Origin of the sequence: Roseburia sp. 1XD42-69 (assembly GCF_003612565.1) — a bacterium.
Lineage (GTDB): Bacteria > Bacillota > Clostridia > Lachnospirales > Lachnospiraceae > Roseburia_B.
Genome location: NZ_RAZG01000003.1, coordinates 101,274 through 116,592 on the forward strand (window position 1 = coordinate 101,274; position 15,319 = coordinate 116,592).

9 protein-coding genes and 1 pseudogene are annotated in these 15,319 nt (G+C 45.2%); 9 read left to right on the forward strand and 1 reads right to left on the reverse strand.

The features are described from left to right. Nucleotides 1-13: 13 nt before the first annotated feature. From D7Y06_RS02640 to D7Y06_RS02680, 8 genes and pseudogenes are all read left to right on the forward strand, one after another. Complete coding sequence (locus D7Y06_RS02640) at nucleotides 14-3,565, forward strand: DUF5717 family protein (protein WP_120406284.1); 3,552 nt, start codon at nucleotides 14-16, stop codon at nucleotides 3,563-3,565. A 21-nt stretch (nucleotides 3,566-3,586) separates the two neighbouring features. Continuing rightward, nucleotides 3,587-4,807, forward strand: coding sequence for a DUF5716 family protein (locus D7Y06_RS02645; RefSeq protein WP_120406285.1), 1,221 nt, complete (start codon nucleotides 3,587-3,589; stop codon nucleotides 4,805-4,807). A 19-nt stretch (nucleotides 4,808-4,826) separates the two neighbouring features. After that, entirely contained in the window at nucleotides 4,827-5,555 is a 729-nt protein-coding gene (locus tag D7Y06_RS02650) for a hypothetical protein (RefSeq protein WP_120406286.1), read from the forward strand. Nucleotides 5,556-5,573: 18 nt separating this feature from the next. Continuing rightward, nucleotides 5,574-6,773, forward strand: a complete 1,200-nt coding sequence (locus D7Y06_RS02655; protein WP_120406287.1) for a hypothetical protein — start codon at nucleotides 5,574-5,576, stop codon at nucleotides 6,771-6,773. Between the two features lie 18 nt (nucleotides 6,774-6,791). Further along, entirely contained in the window at nucleotides 6,792-7,247 is a 456-nt protein-coding gene (locus D7Y06_RS02660; protein ID WP_199714609.1) for a C-GCAxxG-C-C family protein, read from the forward strand. Nucleotides 7,248-7,257: 10 nt separating this feature from the next. Continuing rightward, a pseudogene (gene feoB / locus D7Y06_RS02670) lies at nucleotides 7,258-9,494 on the forward strand (ferrous iron transport protein B). Between the two features lie 123 nt (nucleotides 9,495-9,617). Then, a complete protein-coding gene (gene gltX / locus D7Y06_RS02675; RefSeq protein WP_120406291.1) occupies nucleotides 9,618-11,072 on the forward strand; it encodes a glutamate--tRNA ligase in 1,455 nt (484 codons plus the stop codon). An 18-nt stretch (nucleotides 11,073-11,090) separates the two neighbouring features. Continuing rightward, nucleotides 11,091-12,923 (forward strand): ATP-dependent helicase, encoded by a 1,833-nt coding sequence (locus D7Y06_RS02680; RefSeq protein WP_120406292.1) that lies wholly within the window; start codon nucleotides 11,091-11,093, stop codon nucleotides 12,921-12,923. A gap of 1 nt (nucleotide 12,924) precedes the next feature. Here the strand turns inward: D7Y06_RS02680 and D7Y06_RS02685 are convergent, their stop codons facing one another. Further along, a complete protein-coding gene (locus D7Y06_RS02685; protein ID WP_120406293.1) occupies nucleotides 12,925-13,230 on the reverse strand; it encodes a DUF1292 domain-containing protein in 306 nt (101 codons plus the stop codon). A 205-nt stretch (nucleotides 13,231-13,435) separates the two neighbouring features. Between D7Y06_RS02685 and D7Y06_RS02690 the strand changes: the two genes are divergently transcribed. Continuing rightward, nucleotides 13,436-15,298: a glycogen operon protein GlgX gene (locus tag D7Y06_RS02690; protein WP_147415569.1), complete on the forward strand. Its 1,863-nt coding sequence runs from the start codon at nucleotides 13,436-13,438 to the stop codon at nucleotides 15,296-15,298. The last annotated feature ends 21 nt before the right edge of the window (nucleotides 15,299-15,319 follow it).

Consider the following 15,319-nt stretch of genomic DNA (forward strand, 5'->3'; position numbering starts at 1 on the left):
ATAGAAAGTGAAAATGGGTGGCATCGTGCGAAAAAGGATTGATGAGCTTGCCAGAGGCAGGTTTTCCTGTGCAGAACCGATGATGGCATTTTCCACAGACCGAGTAGAGCTTCAGGTTTTAGAGGGAAGAACCTGTCAGGGCGAGTTTGAGATGAAAAGCGAAAATTCCCTTCCTCTTAGGGGAAGGGTCTATTCCTCCAATTCCAGGATGGAATGTCTCACACCCCAGTTTGAAGGAGAATCCGTTCGGATAAAATATGAATTCCACAGTGAAGGATTAATGGAAGGGGATATTCAAAAAGGCGATTTTTTTATCGTCTTAAACCAGGCAGAATATAACCTTTCTTTTGTTGTGACTATTGTAAAGCTCTATGCGGACACCTCCATGGGGCCTGTGAGGAACCTTAAGGACTTTACAGCCCTTGCCCAGGAAAACTGGGAGGAGGCAAAAAAAATATTTTATTCCTCCTGTTTTAAAAATATCCTGGGGGAAAAGGCGGGAAATAAGTCCCTCCTCTACCAAGGGCTCTCGAAGGGCAGGCCAAGTGACCTGAATATGGAAGAATTTTTCCTGGCCTGTCATTTAAAGGAGCAGGCGGTGTGTACCTGCGATACCAATGAGGCTTCCTACTATGAAGTTTCGGAGGACTTAAAGTACCAGGTACATTTAACAAGAAATACCTGGGGATATCTGGAATTTACGGTAAAAAGCGACTGTGCTTTTCTTCAGCCGGAAAAAGCAAAAATTACCACCCAGGATTTTGTGGGAAGCCTTTGTATCGTAAATTATTATATTGTGCCGGAAAAGATGCATCCCGGGAAAAATTTTGCCGTCCTTAGTCTTGAGAGCGTGAGCCAGCGCATTGAGGTAAAAATCTGTGCCTCCCGGAAACCCCAGGGGATTTCCACAGGGGGGGAGCACCGGGAAATCAAAGAGATTTATGTAAAACTTATAAAACTTTACACGGATTACCGTTTGAAAAAGATTGTAACGGGTAAGTGGGCGAAAGCGTCGATTGCCCTTTTGGATGAACTGGGGGAGAAACTCCCGGAGGAATCCTGGTATGGCCTGATGAAGGCACAGGTCTTTTTCCTAAACGGACAGAGGCAGGAGACGGAATGGATCTTAAATGAGTTTAAAAGGGAGTGGAAGGATAAAAATAGTCCCCAGTGGGGGTATTATCTCTACATCTGCACCCTTATGGAGCGGGAAGAAGTTTATGTGGATAAACTTACCATGGAAATTGAAAAGATTTTTGTAAAGCACAGGGAAAACCCCATACTGTTCTTTTGTCTTTTGTTTATGGAGAGAGAGTATTCAAAAGATGATTTCAGGAAGTTAAAATCCCTGGAGGGACGCGTCCGTGAGGGGTATAAAAGCCCTCTTTTGTATGCGGAAAGCTTTTGCCTTATGAGAAACGACCCTTTGCTCTTCGGACGGATGGGGGAGTTTGAGCTTGAGGTGTTAAACTGGGGAAGAAAGCAAAATCTTATCAGCAGAGACATTGCCAGGCAGATTCTTAAAATATTCCCTGAGAGGATGGGGTATAAGCACACTGTGTTTTTGCTCTTAAAAGACTGTTATGATGTGTTGGGGGACGATGGGGCTTTGACTGCTGTGTGCAGTTACCTCATTAAAAACCAGAAATACGGAAAAGCCTATTTCCCCTGGTATGAAAAAGGGGTACTGGAAAAGCTTCGGATGACAGGGCTTTACGAAGCGTATCTCTTGTCTATGGACTTAAGGTCGGTAATGGAAGTGCCTAAGATTATTCTTATGTACTTTAAGTATAACAGCCAGTTAGATTACAGGAGAAAATCCGTTTTGTATGTAAATCTCATAGCAAACAGGGAGAAAAAGCCCGAGGAATTTGAACCTTACCGCCAGTCCATGGAAGTTTTTGCCTACGAGCAGATGGAGCTTTCCCACATGGACGATAACCTGGCGGTCATCTACAATGAAGTGATCCGGGAGGGGGTACATTCCCCGAAACTGGCGGAGGTCTTATCCAATGTGATGTTTGTCCACAAGCTAACCTGCCTGGATCCCCGGGCCCTGCGTGTCATTGTAAGCGACAGCGCCCTGAAGGAAGTGCAGGTGATTCCCTTGACGGGGGGAACAGCGTATTTCAACCTGTATTCCAATGAATACTCCATTTTTATTGAGGATGGGAGAGGAAACCGATACAACGGAAGTATTTCTTACCAGTTGGAAAAGCTTATGTATCCGGGAAAATATTTAAGGGACTGCATGGCCTTAGCTCCCCAGGAACTTTCCTATATTCTGTACTATTTTTCCAGCCGCAGGGCGGTGCGTTACTTTGAGGAGAAGGATTTGGATTATTTCCGTCTGGCTATGGGTTCAAAGGAAGTCAGCGATTCTTACCACGCTTGGCTGGGGGCAAAAATGATACGCCTTCTCCACACCATGGGGAACACAGGGGAGATAAACCGCTGTCTGGAAAAAATCGATTATGGGAAGCTTCCCAGGGAGGACAGGGAGTGTATCACAGATACTTTAATCAGCCATAAAATGTTTGACCAGGCATATAAGCTAATGGTTGTCTACGGCAGTGAATCCTGCCCCCTCCCCGGCTGGGGGGAATGTGTTTCCCATCAAATCAGGGAGATGAAATTTGGGGAAAATGAGGCATTATTAAAATTTGCCGCAGAACTTTTCTTCCAGGATGTGAAAGATTCTGTAATCATTGAATATCTGGCCAGGTACTATGAGGGATCCACAAAAAATATGGAAGCGGTTTGGAGGCAGGCAAGAGAGCTTCGGTTAGAAACAGGGGCTTTAGAGGAGCGGATTTTAGTCCAGATGCTTTACACAACAGAGTTTTTGGATTCCTGTTCTGAAATATATGAAAGTTATGAGGCTGCCGGGGACAAAAAGATAAAGAGGGCTTACCTGAACTATTTTTCCTACACCAATTTTATCAATGACATGGTTCCGCCGGCCCATCTCTTTACAAAATTAATGCAGCAGATGAAAAAAGAAGGGGAGCTTCCCATGGTGTGCGAGCTTGCCCTTTTGCGCCGCCTGGCGGAGGGGGGGACCCGGGGAAGCGATGAGGAAGAGATACTGGAGTCCATTCTGCAAAAGTATGTGTACCAGGGGATTTCCTTTGCTTTTTACGGGAATTTAAGCCCCCATATGAAAATGAAATACCAGTTGTTTGACAAATATTTTCTGGAATATAAAAGCATTCCGGGGAAAAAGGTACAGATGCGCTACAAGTCCAGGGAAAATCAGGATATTTATGTGACGGAAGAGATGGCGGAGATGTATGAGGGGATTTATGTAAAAGAATTTATCCTGTTTTTTGGGGAGAGTATCCAGTATTACATTTCAGAGAAACAGGACGGGGAGATGGTTGTCACCCAAAGCGGCACGATTTCAGGGGAGAAACATGGCAGCTTTATGGAGGAGGGACGCTACGGAAGGTTAAACGAGCTGTTTTATCTCAGGGAGCAGGGGAGCACCAAGGGCCTGGCACAACAGATGCAGCACTACAGGAACCTTTTGGAGAAGACAGAGGAAATGTTTACCATACTTTAAGCGGAACCGGAGTGAATGTACATGGGAAGAACAATTGGAATAGACTTAAGTGAAAAATATGCAATGGTAAGTTATTATATGGAGGGAATGTCGGAGCCCAGTACTTTCAGTATGGTGACGGGTTCCCAGGTATACCAGATTCCCCTCTGCATCTGTAAGCGGAAGGGGATGGAACAATGGCTTTACGGGGAGGACGCCAGAAAATATGCCCTTTCCAAGGGCACAGTATGCGTGGAAAATCTTTTTAAAAAAGCCCTTGCCGGGGAGCAGGTGGAATTGGAGGGAAGGATATACGATACCGCCAAGCTCTTTTTCCTCTATTTAAAAAGGCTTATCTCCCTGCCACTCCAGGCCGGGGGAATAAAGGAGAGCGACAGGCTGGCCATCGTCACAGAACATATGAACCAGGAAATCCGGAAGCTGATTCTGCTTTTTGGGGAATATATGGATATATCCCCCAAGCGTTTCACCCTATTGGATTACAGGGAAAGCTTTTACTATTACGCCCTAAGCCAGCCCAAAGAGCTGTACCAGCACGGGGCGGCCCTGTATTATTACGCAGGGGGAAAGCTGAAATTCTGGCATCTCACCCGGGATAAGCGCACCCTTCCCCAGGTGGTGTCCATAGAGGAAAAAAATTATCACTCTATCGCAGGAAACCGGGACGGGGCATTCTGCCAGTTTGCGGAATCTACCCTGGGGGGAAAGATTATTTCTTCGGTGTACCTAATCGGGGACGGATTTGACGGGGATTGGATGAAACGTTCTCTCACAGTTGTGTGCCGGGGAAAACGGGCTTTTATGGGGAAAAATTTATTTTGTAAGGGAGCCTGTTACGGGGCGTCTGTAAAGGCGGATCCCTCCTCCTGGAAATATGTGTATCTGGGGGATAACGAAATCCGCATGAATATCAGTTTAAAAGTGCTGCACAGGGGAAAAAGCCAGTTTTTTACCCTGATTACAGCGGGGGAGAGCTGGTATGAGGAAACAGGGGAATGCGAAGTGATTTTGGGGGAGGATACCTGCCTTGATTTTTATTTACAGCCTCCGGATTCCAGGGAGACAGCAGTCCGCCGTCTGGAATTAAATGACCTTCCGGAGCGGGAGGGGAGAACCACCAGGCTGCGGATTTTGGCGGAGCCTGTGGCCAGGAATAAAGTAAAACTAACCATTAAAGATATGGGGTTTGGGGAGATTGTGAAAAGTTCCGAAAAGACATGGGAGTATGTTATGACTTTTTAAGGAAGGATAGGAGGAATCTATGGGAGAATTGTTGCTCTGCAGCCGGGAACTGGCGTCCATACCTTACTATATTGATACGGTTTCCCTGAATGTGTATTCCCTGGAGGAAATCTGTTATTACCTGAAACACAATATCGAGGTGGTGGAGCCGGAATTTATGGATGGGGAGCTCTGCGAGTGGATACGCCAGGAGCTTAAAATGAATTCCCTGGCGGATAAGCTTTCCCGGATTATACAGGAGGGCCAGGGATTTGTGGCTTTTATCACCGTTCTTTTACAGGGCTGTGACTACTGCACAAAGGATGAGATTTTAGATATCCGAAAAGCCCTGGAGGATTTTGAGAATAAAAGCGAGGCGGAATGTGCCAAAATCCGGGCGGACCGTTTTTTGATGAAAAAAAGGTATTATCTATGCATATTAGAGTACAAAAAGCTTCTCTTGCGGGAGGATTTGAAAGAGGAGGGCATTGCCTTTGAGGGGAATCTCTGGCATAATTTAGGGACCGCCTACGCAGGGCTGTTTTTCTTCCAGGAGGCGGCCCAGTGTTTTGAGAGGGCCTATGAGAAAAATAACAGGAAGGAATCCTTAACCCAGGCGAAAGCGGCCAGGGAGCTGGAAAAATACAGGGAGGTACTCCCTGGTGAGGAGCCGGGAGAAATGTTTTTCCAGGTGGGTATTGGAAATCTGGCGGTGGCAGATAACCTTTTGGGCCAGTGGAGAGAAGAATACAGGAGAAGCTGCAGATAGCGGCGGAAGGGAATAACAATGGCATTATTTAGGAATGTGAGGAAGAGAAAAGAAGAAAAGCGGCAGGAGGAGGCGAAAAAGCTTCAGGAGGCCATAGAGAGCGGGATTTCCGGCTATGAAATCTCTCCTGAGGAGATGAAGGACGGAAAAAAGCTCCAGCACTTTATCATCCAGAGCTGCGAGGAGATTATTGAGGCATCCAAGGAGCTGGAGGAGGAGAAGGCGGAATACCGCATCGTGACAGAATATCTAAATGATATCCAGATGCTTGAGGAGATGCCGGCGGAGGATATGAATGAGATTAAGTCTGCCGCGGAGAGCGTTCAGAAGCTGGATAAACTTCGGGATGAGTACCACAATGCGGAACGTCATATCTCTGACATGCAGTTTGTCCAGATGCAGCAGGAGGAGGACGTGATACCGGAAGCTATAAAAAAACTTCAGGCCAACGAGGCATATCAGAATGCGGTGAAAAAAGATATGCACTACCTGGAGGGGGAAAAGACGGAGTGGTATTATAATAAAATGGATTTATTGCATCAGCAGAAAATCTTAAAAACCCTCTCCCTTATGCTGTTTTCTATTTTTGTAATTTGTACGGCAGTGCTTCTTGTGGTGCAGATGGGATACGGGGCGGATACCAGGTATGCCTGGATGTTTGTGATTTTTGTGGCGGCTGTAAGCGGGTTTTTGATTTTTCTTCGGATGAATTCCAATCAGATGGAAATTAAGCAGTCGGAAGTCAATATCAATCATGCCATTGTACTGTTAAATAAGATGAAATTTAAATATGTGAATGTGACAAATGCTGTGGACTACGCCAGAGAAAAATATCATGTTAAAAATGCCTACGAGCTGAATTATCTCTGGGAACAGTATTTAAACGAGGTGAAGAAGCGGGAGAAGTTCCGGCAGATGAATGAGGATTTGGATTATTTTTCCGACAAGCTGGTCAAACAGTTAAAGCGTTACCGGCTTTATGATTCCCAGGTGTGGATGAACCAGTCCTCCGCCCTGGTTGACAACCGGGAGATGGTGGAAGTAAAGCATAACCTTTTGGTGAGAAGGCAGAAACTCCGTTCCAGAATCGAGTATACAACAAATAACATAAAAGAGCGCAGGGCCCAGATTAACAAACTGTTACAGAAAGAACATCTGTATACGCCGGAAATCAAAGAGATTATTGATTCTATTGACCAGTTAGGCGGACCCCAGTAAGAATATAAGAGGTGGATTATGACACATGGAGAAAAAGCAAAGGAACTGTTTTTAGAAGGCTACAACTGCTGCCAGGCGGTGGCGGGAGCCTTTGCAGAGGAAATGGGTATGGATTTTAAAACCGTGGTGAAGATGGTTTCCTCCTTCGGAGGAGGCATGGGAAGGCTTCGGGAAGTGTGCGGAACCGTTTCCGGCATGTTTTTTGTGACAGGGGTACTCTACGGCTACGATGAGCCGAAAAATTTTGAGGCAAAAAAGGAACTTTACGGAAGGATACAGGAACTGGCAAAAAGTTTCCGGGAAGAGACGGGAAGTATTGTGTGCCGGGAACTATTAGGGCTGGAGGGAAAAGATACATCCCCCACACCAAGTGAGCGCACAAAAGAGTATTATGAAAAGCGTCCCTGCCCGGATATGGCAAAACTGGCAGGGGATATCTTAGAGGAGTATATCAGGGAAAACCCTTACAGATAGGAGAGACAATATGACCTTAGACAGACTGCCAATCGGCACAGATGCAGTTATCACAGCAGTGGGGGGAGAGGGGGCCTTGCGCTGCCGTCTTTTGGATATGGGGCTTATCCCCAAAACAAAAGTAGTGGTGAAAAAAATTGCCCCTATGGGAGACCCCATCGAAATCCGCCTTCGGGGGTATGAGCTTACCTTAAGGAAAGAGGAGGCAAAAGAGATTGAAGTGGAGGAGGATTTGTCATGACATTTGCATTGGTGGGGAATCAGAATTGCGGAAAGACAACACTGTTTAATCAGCTCACGGGTTCCAACCAGCATGTGGGTAACTTTCCCGGTGTGACAGTGGACCAGAAAGCGGGTTTTATCCGGGGGGAAAAGAACTGCCAGGTGGTAGATTTGCCTGGAATTTATTCCTTGAGGCCCTACACAAACGAGGAGATTGTCACCAGGGATTTTATATTAAATCAAAAGCCGGAAGGGATTATCAATATTGTGGATGCCACAAACATTGAGAGAAATCTTTATCTTACCCTGCAGCTTTTGGAGATGGATATCCCTATGGTTTTGGCCCTTAATATGATGGATGAGGTGAGGAACAATAAGGGCTCCATAGACGTGGAGGAAATGTCAAAGCGTCTGGGGATTCCCGTAATTCCAATCAGCGCCTCCAAGGACGAGGGGATAGAAGATTTAATATCTGCGATTTTAAATGTCTCCGGCAAGAGGATAAAGCCGAAAGTTAAAGATTTCTGCGAAAAAGGCCCGGTACACCGGTGTATCCACGCCGTGTCCCACCAGGTGGAGGACCATGCGGCAAATATCGGCATGTCTCCCAGGTTTGCAGCTACGAAAATTGTGGAGGGGGATACGGAGATTATTGAACGGCTGTCCTTAAGCCAAAACGAGTTTGAGATGATGGAGCACAGCGTGGAGGAGATGGAGACAGACCACTCCATGGACAGGAATGCGGCCTTGGCGGATATGCGGTATCAGTTTATCGAGAAGGTCTGCGATAAAACCGTTATTCATTGTAAAGAGAGCAGGGAGCATGTAAGAAGCGTGAAAATTGACAGCGTCCTTACCAATAAATATCTGGCAATCCCTGTGTTTATTGGAATTATGCTTATGATTTTTTATCTTACCTTTAATGTCGTCGGGGTGGTATTAAGCGATGCTTTAAGCAGGGTCATTGACTGGATGACCAATCTTACCGACCAGGCATTGACGGCCTATGGGATTAACCCAGTGATGCACAGCCTGATTATTGACGGAATTTTTGCCGGAGTGGGTTCAGTCCTTAGCTTCCTGCCCATTATCGTCACCCTGTTTTTCTTCTTATCCATACTGGAGGATTCCGGATATATGGCCAGGGTGGCCTTTGTCATGGATAAGCTGTTAAGAAAAATCGGGCTTTCCGGCAAAAGTTTTGTTCCCATGCTGATAGGCTTTGGGTGCAGCGTTCCGGCTGTGATGTCCTGCCGTACCCTCTCCTCCCAGAGAGACCGGAAAATGACCATACTTTTGGTGCCATTTATCAGCTGTTCCGCCAAAATTCCCATTTATGGAGTGTTTGCGGCGGCATTTTTCCCCAGGAATCCTGCCCTTATGATGCTTGTCCTCTACTGTCTGGGGATGGCAGTAGGAGTTCTTGCGGCCCTGATTTTAAACCGAACGGCATTTCGGGGCAATTCCATCCCCTTTGTGATGGAACTTCCCAATTACAGGCTGCCCTCAGTAAAAAGTGTGCTGCTTTTAATGTGGGATAAAGCAAAAGACTTTATCCAGAGGGCTTTTACCATTATTTTTCTGGCCACTATCCTTATCTGGTTTTTACAGACTTTTGACGCAAGGTTTAACGTGGTAGTGGACAGCGGAGACAGCCTTTTAGCCACCCTGGGCAGGCTTATCGCACCGGTTTTTGTGCCTTTGGGATTTGGGGACTGGAGGATTTCCACCTCCCTTATCACCGGATTTTCTGCAAAGGAGGCGGTAATCAGCACCATGAGCATTTTGCTTGGCACAAACACGGCGAATCTTGCCGGGGAATTATCCGGGATGTTTACCTTATCCTCCGCCATAAGTTTTTTAATCTTTACCCTTCTCTATACCCCCTGTGTGGCTGCAGTTGCGGCCATTAAAAGGGAGCTTGGAGGGAAGAGGCAGGCGGTGTTTGTGGTGGTGATGCAGTGCGTCGTGGCATGGGTTGCAGCCTTTTTGGCCTACCGGCTGTGTCTGGCTGTGGGAATATAAACTTTCGGCCTGCAATTTACAAAAAATCCCAAACTCTCCCTTGCCGAAGCGTCTTGTTTTTGTTAGTATAGTATGTGGCGGAAAAGTGCCGAAAAGATTTTAAAAGAGCAGAGGAGAACTAAAATGAGCAGAGTAAGGACAAGATTTGCCCCCAGCCCTACAGGAAGGATGCATGTGGGAAATTTAAGGACGGCTTTATATGCCTACCTCATTGCCAAACATGCAGGGGGGGATTTTATTTTGAGAATAGAAGATACGGACCAGGAGCGCTATGTGGAGGGAGCGGTGGACATTATCTACCGTACCCTGGAAAAGACAGGCTTAATCCACGATGAAGGGCCGGATAAGGACGGGGGCGTAGGGCCTTATGTCCAAAGCGAAAGGCAAAAGCAGGGAATTTACCTGGAATATGCAAAAAAACTTGTGGAAAAAGGTGAGGCATATTATTGTTTCTGTGACAAAGAGAGGCTGGAGAGTTTAAAACAGACCATTGCGGGAAAAGAGATTGTGATTTACGACAAGCACTGTCTGAATTTAAGCAAAGAAGAAGTACAGGCAAAGCTTGATGCCGGACTTCCCTATGTTATCCGCCAGAATAACCCAAGGACAGGGACTACCACCTTTACGGATGAAATTTACGGGGAAATTACGGTAAACAATGAGGAACTTGACGATATGATTCTCATAAAATCCGACGGTTATCCAACTTACAATTTTGCAAATGTGGTGGACGACCATTTAATGAGCATCACCCATGTGGTGAGAGGGTGTGAGTACTTATCTTCCTCCCCGAAATACAACCGTCTCTACGAAGCTTTTGGCTGGGAGGTTCCGGTCTATGTCCACTGTCCCTTAATTACCAATGAGGAGCACCAAAAGCTTAGCAAGAGAAGCGGTCACTCCTCCTACGAGGATTTAATCGCCCAGGGCTTTTTAACGGAGGCTGTGGTAAATTTTGTGGCCCTTTTAGGGTGGAGCCCTGAAAATAATCAGGAGATTTTCAGCTTACAAGAGCTGGTGGAAGCCTTTGATTACCGCCATATGAGCAAATCTTCAGCGGTGTTTGACATCACAAAATTAAAGTGGATGAATGGAGAATATATAAAGGCTATGGACTTTGACGCATTTTATGAGATTGCCGAGCCCTATATGAAAGAAGTCATTACAAAAGAGTTGGATTTAAAGAAAATTGCGGCCATGGTAAAGACTAGGATTGAGATTTTCCCGGATATTAAAGGACATATTGATTTCTTTGAGGAATTGCCGGAATATGACACATCCATGTACACCCACAAAAAAATGAAGACAAATGAGGAGACCAGCCTTACCCTATTAAAAGAAATCCTGCCCCTTTTGGAGGAGATGACAGATTACAGCAATGATGCTTTATATGAAGGGATTTCCGGTTTTGTAAAGGAAAAAGGATATAAAAACGGATATGTGCTCTGGCCCATCCGCACAGCGGTATCAGGAAAGCAGATGACCCCGGGAGGGGCTACGGAACTTATGGAGATTTTAGGCAAGGAAGAGTCTCTGAAAAGAATACGCACAGGGATTGAGAAACTCAGCCAGATTTAATAGAGATATGGAAAAGGTATGGAACAAAAGTTAAATGAGGGCCAGCTTCAGGCAATACGCCATGGGGACGGCCCGGTGATGGTCCTTGCCGGGCCCGGCTCCGGCAAGACCACCGTGATTACAAGAAGAATTGAATATCTGATACGGGAGAGAGGGGTGAACCCCTCCCATATTTTGGTGATTACATTTACAAAAGCGGCGGCAGGGGAAATGAAGCAGCGTTTCTTAGGGCGTATGCCTGGGGAGAGAAGCACTGTGACTTTCGGCACTTTCCATGCCGTATTTTTTATGATATTAAAACATGCTTATAATTTTTCCGGGGACTGCGTCATAAAAGAAGAAGAAAAGCTCCGCTGGATGCGGGAAAGCATTCATTCCATGAAGCTTGACTGTGAAGATGAGAATGAACTTGTCCAGAATATTTTAGGGGAAATCAGCCTGGTAAAAAATACGGGAATTGACCTTTCCCACTATTATTCCATCTCCTGCAGCAGAGAAGTATTTTTGCAGGTGTACAGGGAATACCACAATTTTTTAAAAAAGTACAGAAAGATAGATTTTGACGATATGCTGGTTTATACCTATGAGCTTTTTTCCCAGAGAAAAGATATTCTTTCGGCCTGGCGGAACAAATACCGCTATATTTTAATTGACGAATTCCAGGATGTAAACCAGCTTCAATATGACATTGTGAGAATGCTTGCTGCTCCAAAGAACAATCTTTTTGTGGTGGGGGATGATGACCAGTCTATTTACCGTTTTCGGGGAGCCAGACCGGAAATTATGCTTCATATGCCAGAACAGTATAAAAATCTTTCAATAATTAAATTAGAAATAAATTATCGCTGTCCCAGCAGGGTGATGGAAATTGCATCGAAAATTATCGCAAATAATAAAGAGCGGTTTGAGAAAAATATAACTGCCGGAAAAAGAAAGGAAGATGCTGTAACCTTTGAAGTTTTTGACCGGGTGGGGGAGGAAAATAAAAAGTTAATAAAACGTTTAAGAAATCAAAAAATCCCTTTGAATAAAACAGCTGTACTGTTTCGCACTAATCTCCAGGCCAGGCCATTGATGGAAAAACTCTTAGAGTATAATATTCCTTTTACTGCTAAGGATAGAGTGCCGAATCTCTATGAGCACTGGATTGCAAAAGATATGTACGCCTATATCAGAATTGCCCGGGGAAGCCGTCAAAGGCGGGATTTTCTCATGATTATGAACCGCCCCAAACGCTATCTGAGCAGGGAAAGCCTGGAAAATGACACAGTGGCCTTTGACGTATGGCAGAACTTTTACAGTGAGCAGTCCTGGATGATGGACAGAATTGACAAGCTCTGGCAGGATATCAATACCATAAAGACCTTAAGGCCCTTTGCAGCAATAAATTACATTCGCAAAGCGGTGGGATATGATGAATTTTTAAAAGAGTACGCAGAATACAGGAATATCAGGGCGGAAGACCTTTTTGGGGTAATGGAGGAACTGCAGGAGAGCACCCGGGGGTTTTTATCTTTTGAGGACTGGTTTTTGCATATCGAGAATTATAAGAGGGAAACGGAGCGTATGTGGGAGAACACTCAGGACAAAAAAGATGCATTGACCCTTGCCACTTTTCACAGCGCCAAGGGCCTGGAATTTGACTGTGTGCATATTATGGAGGTAAACGAAGGGATTACCCCATATAAAAAGGCATCCCTGCTCCCGGAGATGGAGGAGGAGCGGCGCATGTTTTACGTGGCCCTTACCAGGGCAAGGGAGGAACTTTATTTATATGCAGTAAGGTATTACAACAACCATGAGACAGAACTTTCCCGGTTTCTTTTTGAGGCAGGAAAAAAGGAGGAGTAAATTAATCCTCCTCCCATTCTGCTTCGTCTAACAGTTCGTCAAACCGTTCCTCAACAGCCTCATATTCTTCGTCGTTATCAATGTTTTCCAGGGAGGGATTCCCCTCATCGTCCTCAAAATACCGGTAAGTGTAAACCGTTCCCTCAGCATTGGGATTTCCCTCCTCATCCAAAGGCAAAAGAGCGATGTAATCCTGGCCTTTCACTTCAAAAATCGTTAAAATTTCGCATTCCACCTGGGAACCGTCATCCATATCAAGAGTTACAAGAATATCGTCCTGGTCATTTTTATTATCGGGTTTTGCCATAAGCAGCCTCCTTCTCTAAAAAGATCCTGACAGGTTCTACATTATTTCTAATTAAATAGTAACAGGGACATGGAAAAAAGTCAATGCATGAAGAAAAATATATACAAATGTGGAAAAAAAAGCTATAATATAACAGAGTAATGCTAGTTGAGAGCGCAGAATGAATTGTTTTCTCTGTGTACAGGAAAGAAAAGGCGGGATGACCATGGAGTATAGCGTAAAAAAAGGTGATTTTTCACCAATCGGAGCAGTAAAGGGAAAGGGGTTTGTAAATTTCTGCATTGAGTGCAGAAGAGAGTCGGAGTGTGCCATCCTTTTGTATCCCCGGGAGAAATCAGAGGAGAAGGTGCAGATTCCGGTGCCGCAGGAGTTTAGCAGGGGGAATCTTCGGGCAGTAAAAGTATATGGGATAAATATGGAGGCGTATGATTATACCTTCGAGATAGACGGGGCGGAGATTTTAGACCCCTATGCCCGGCGTATTGTGGGAAGAGAGACCTGGGCAGATGAGAAGAGAGTGGAATTTTTAGGCAGGGGATTAAAGTGCAGGATGGAAAACCAGGGATTTTCCTGGCGCAGTGACAGGGAAGTAAATATTGCCAGGAGAGATATGGTTTTGTACAAGCTGCATGTCCGGGGATTTACGAAAGGACTGCCGGAGCATGTGCCGGACAGGGGGACTTTCCGGGGATTTACCAGAAGAATTCCCTATTTGAAATCTTTGGGAGTTACAACGGTGGAATTTATGCCGGTGTATGAATTTGAGGAGTTGGAAAGGCTGGAGTCCCCGGAATTTCCAGAGTATCTGGAATGGCAGGAGAAAAAAAGGGATAAAATTAAAAAGCCCAGGAAAAAACAGGAGTACAAAATTAATTTTTGGGGATATGGGCCGGGGATGTATTTTGCCCCAAAGGCTTCCTATGCCGCCACAGAAAATCCCGTGGGAGAGTTTAAGGACTGTGTGATGAAGCTTCACAAAAATGGTATGGAACTTATCCTGGAGATGGACTTTCCCCAGGACATCAGCCAAAGGATGATTCTGAAGGCCCTGCGCTACTGGGTGGAAGAATATCATGTGGATGGGTTTCATCTCCAGGGAGACAATATCCCGATACAACTGATTTTGGAAGACCCCTACTTGGGGAGGACAAAAATATTCTACAGAAATATCCCCAAGCACTTTATTCCCGTGGAGGAAGCGGAAGAACCCAGATGTTTTGTGGATTCCGATGAGTTTTTGTACCCTGCAAGAAAGCTGTTGAATGGGATAAACGGCAATATTTGGGAACTGGCGGATCAGATGAAAAAACAGGACGATAAGCTGGGATATATAAATTATATCTGTGACAACAACGGGTTTACCCTGGCGGATTTGTTTACCTATGATTTAAAGCACAACGAGGCCAACGGGGAAAACAACCGGGACGGAATGGACTGGAATTACAGCAGCAACTGCGGGGTGGAGGGGGATACCACCAGCCGTAATGTGTTAAAAATCCGGGACAGAAAGATGAAAAATGCCATTGCCATGCTGTTTTTATCCCAGGGCGTGCCCATGCTTATGGCGGGGGATGAAGACTGCAATTCCCAGGGGGGAAACAACAATGTGTATTGCCAGGATAATCCGGTGGGCTATAAAGACTGGAAACAAAGCAAAAATTCTAAAGAATTTTTAAGATTTGTAAAAAACATGATAATGTTTCGGAAGGAGCATACTGTCCTGCGAAGGGAAAAGCCCATGCAGTTAAGTGATTACCGCTCTTATGGATTTCCGGATCTGTCTTATCATGAAGAACAGCCCTGGATTTCTCCCTGGTTTATAAATAGAAGAGCTTTGGGAATTTTATACTGCGGGAAATATGCAGAGGAGGAAGAAAATGTTTATATAGGATTTAATTTTTCTGATTTCCGCAAAAAACTCTCATTTCCAAAGGAAAAAAGAAAGAGAAAATGGCATCTGCATATGGATACCAGCAGCAGACAGGCATTTTTATCCACCCCGGTGGTGGTATCGGAGACTTTTTACATTTTAGAGCCTCAAAGTGTCTGTATCTTAATAGGAAAATAAATATACCTGGAGTGTAATAGC

What these genes read in the sequence shown, in the direction of transcription:
- D7Y06_RS02640 (WP_120406284.1), top strand. Translation starts at nt 14, where the DNA reads ATGGGTGGCATCGTGCGAAAAAGGATTGATGAGCTTGCCAGAGGCAGG.
- D7Y06_RS02645 (WP_120406285.1), top strand. Translation starts at nt 3,587, where the DNA reads ATGGGAAGAACAATTGGAATAGACTTAAGTGAAAAATATGCAATGGTA.
- D7Y06_RS02650 (WP_120406286.1), top strand. Translation starts at nt 4,827, where the DNA reads ATGGGAGAATTGTTGCTCTGCAGCCGGGAACTGGCGTCCATACCTTAC.
- D7Y06_RS02655 (WP_120406287.1), top strand. Translation starts at nt 5,574, where the DNA reads ATGGCATTATTTAGGAATGTGAGGAAGAGAAAAGAAGAAAAGCGGCAG.
- D7Y06_RS02660 (WP_199714609.1), top strand. Translation starts at nt 6,792, where the DNA reads ATGACACATGGAGAAAAAGCAAAGGAACTGTTTTTAGAAGGCTACAAC.
- gltX (WP_120406291.1), top strand. Translation starts at nt 9,618, where the DNA reads ATGAGCAGAGTAAGGACAAGATTTGCCCCCAGCCCTACAGGAAGGATG.
- D7Y06_RS02680 (WP_120406292.1), top strand. Translation starts at nt 11,091, where the DNA reads ATGGAACAAAAGTTAAATGAGGGCCAGCTTCAGGCAATACGCCATGGG.
- D7Y06_RS02685 (WP_120406293.1), bottom strand. Translation starts at nt 13,230, where the DNA reads ATGGCAAAACCCGATAATAAAAATGACCAGGACGATATTCTTGTAACT.
- D7Y06_RS02690 (WP_147415569.1), top strand. Translation starts at nt 13,436, where the DNA reads ATGGAGTATAGCGTAAAAAAAGGTGATTTTTCACCAATCGGAGCAGTA.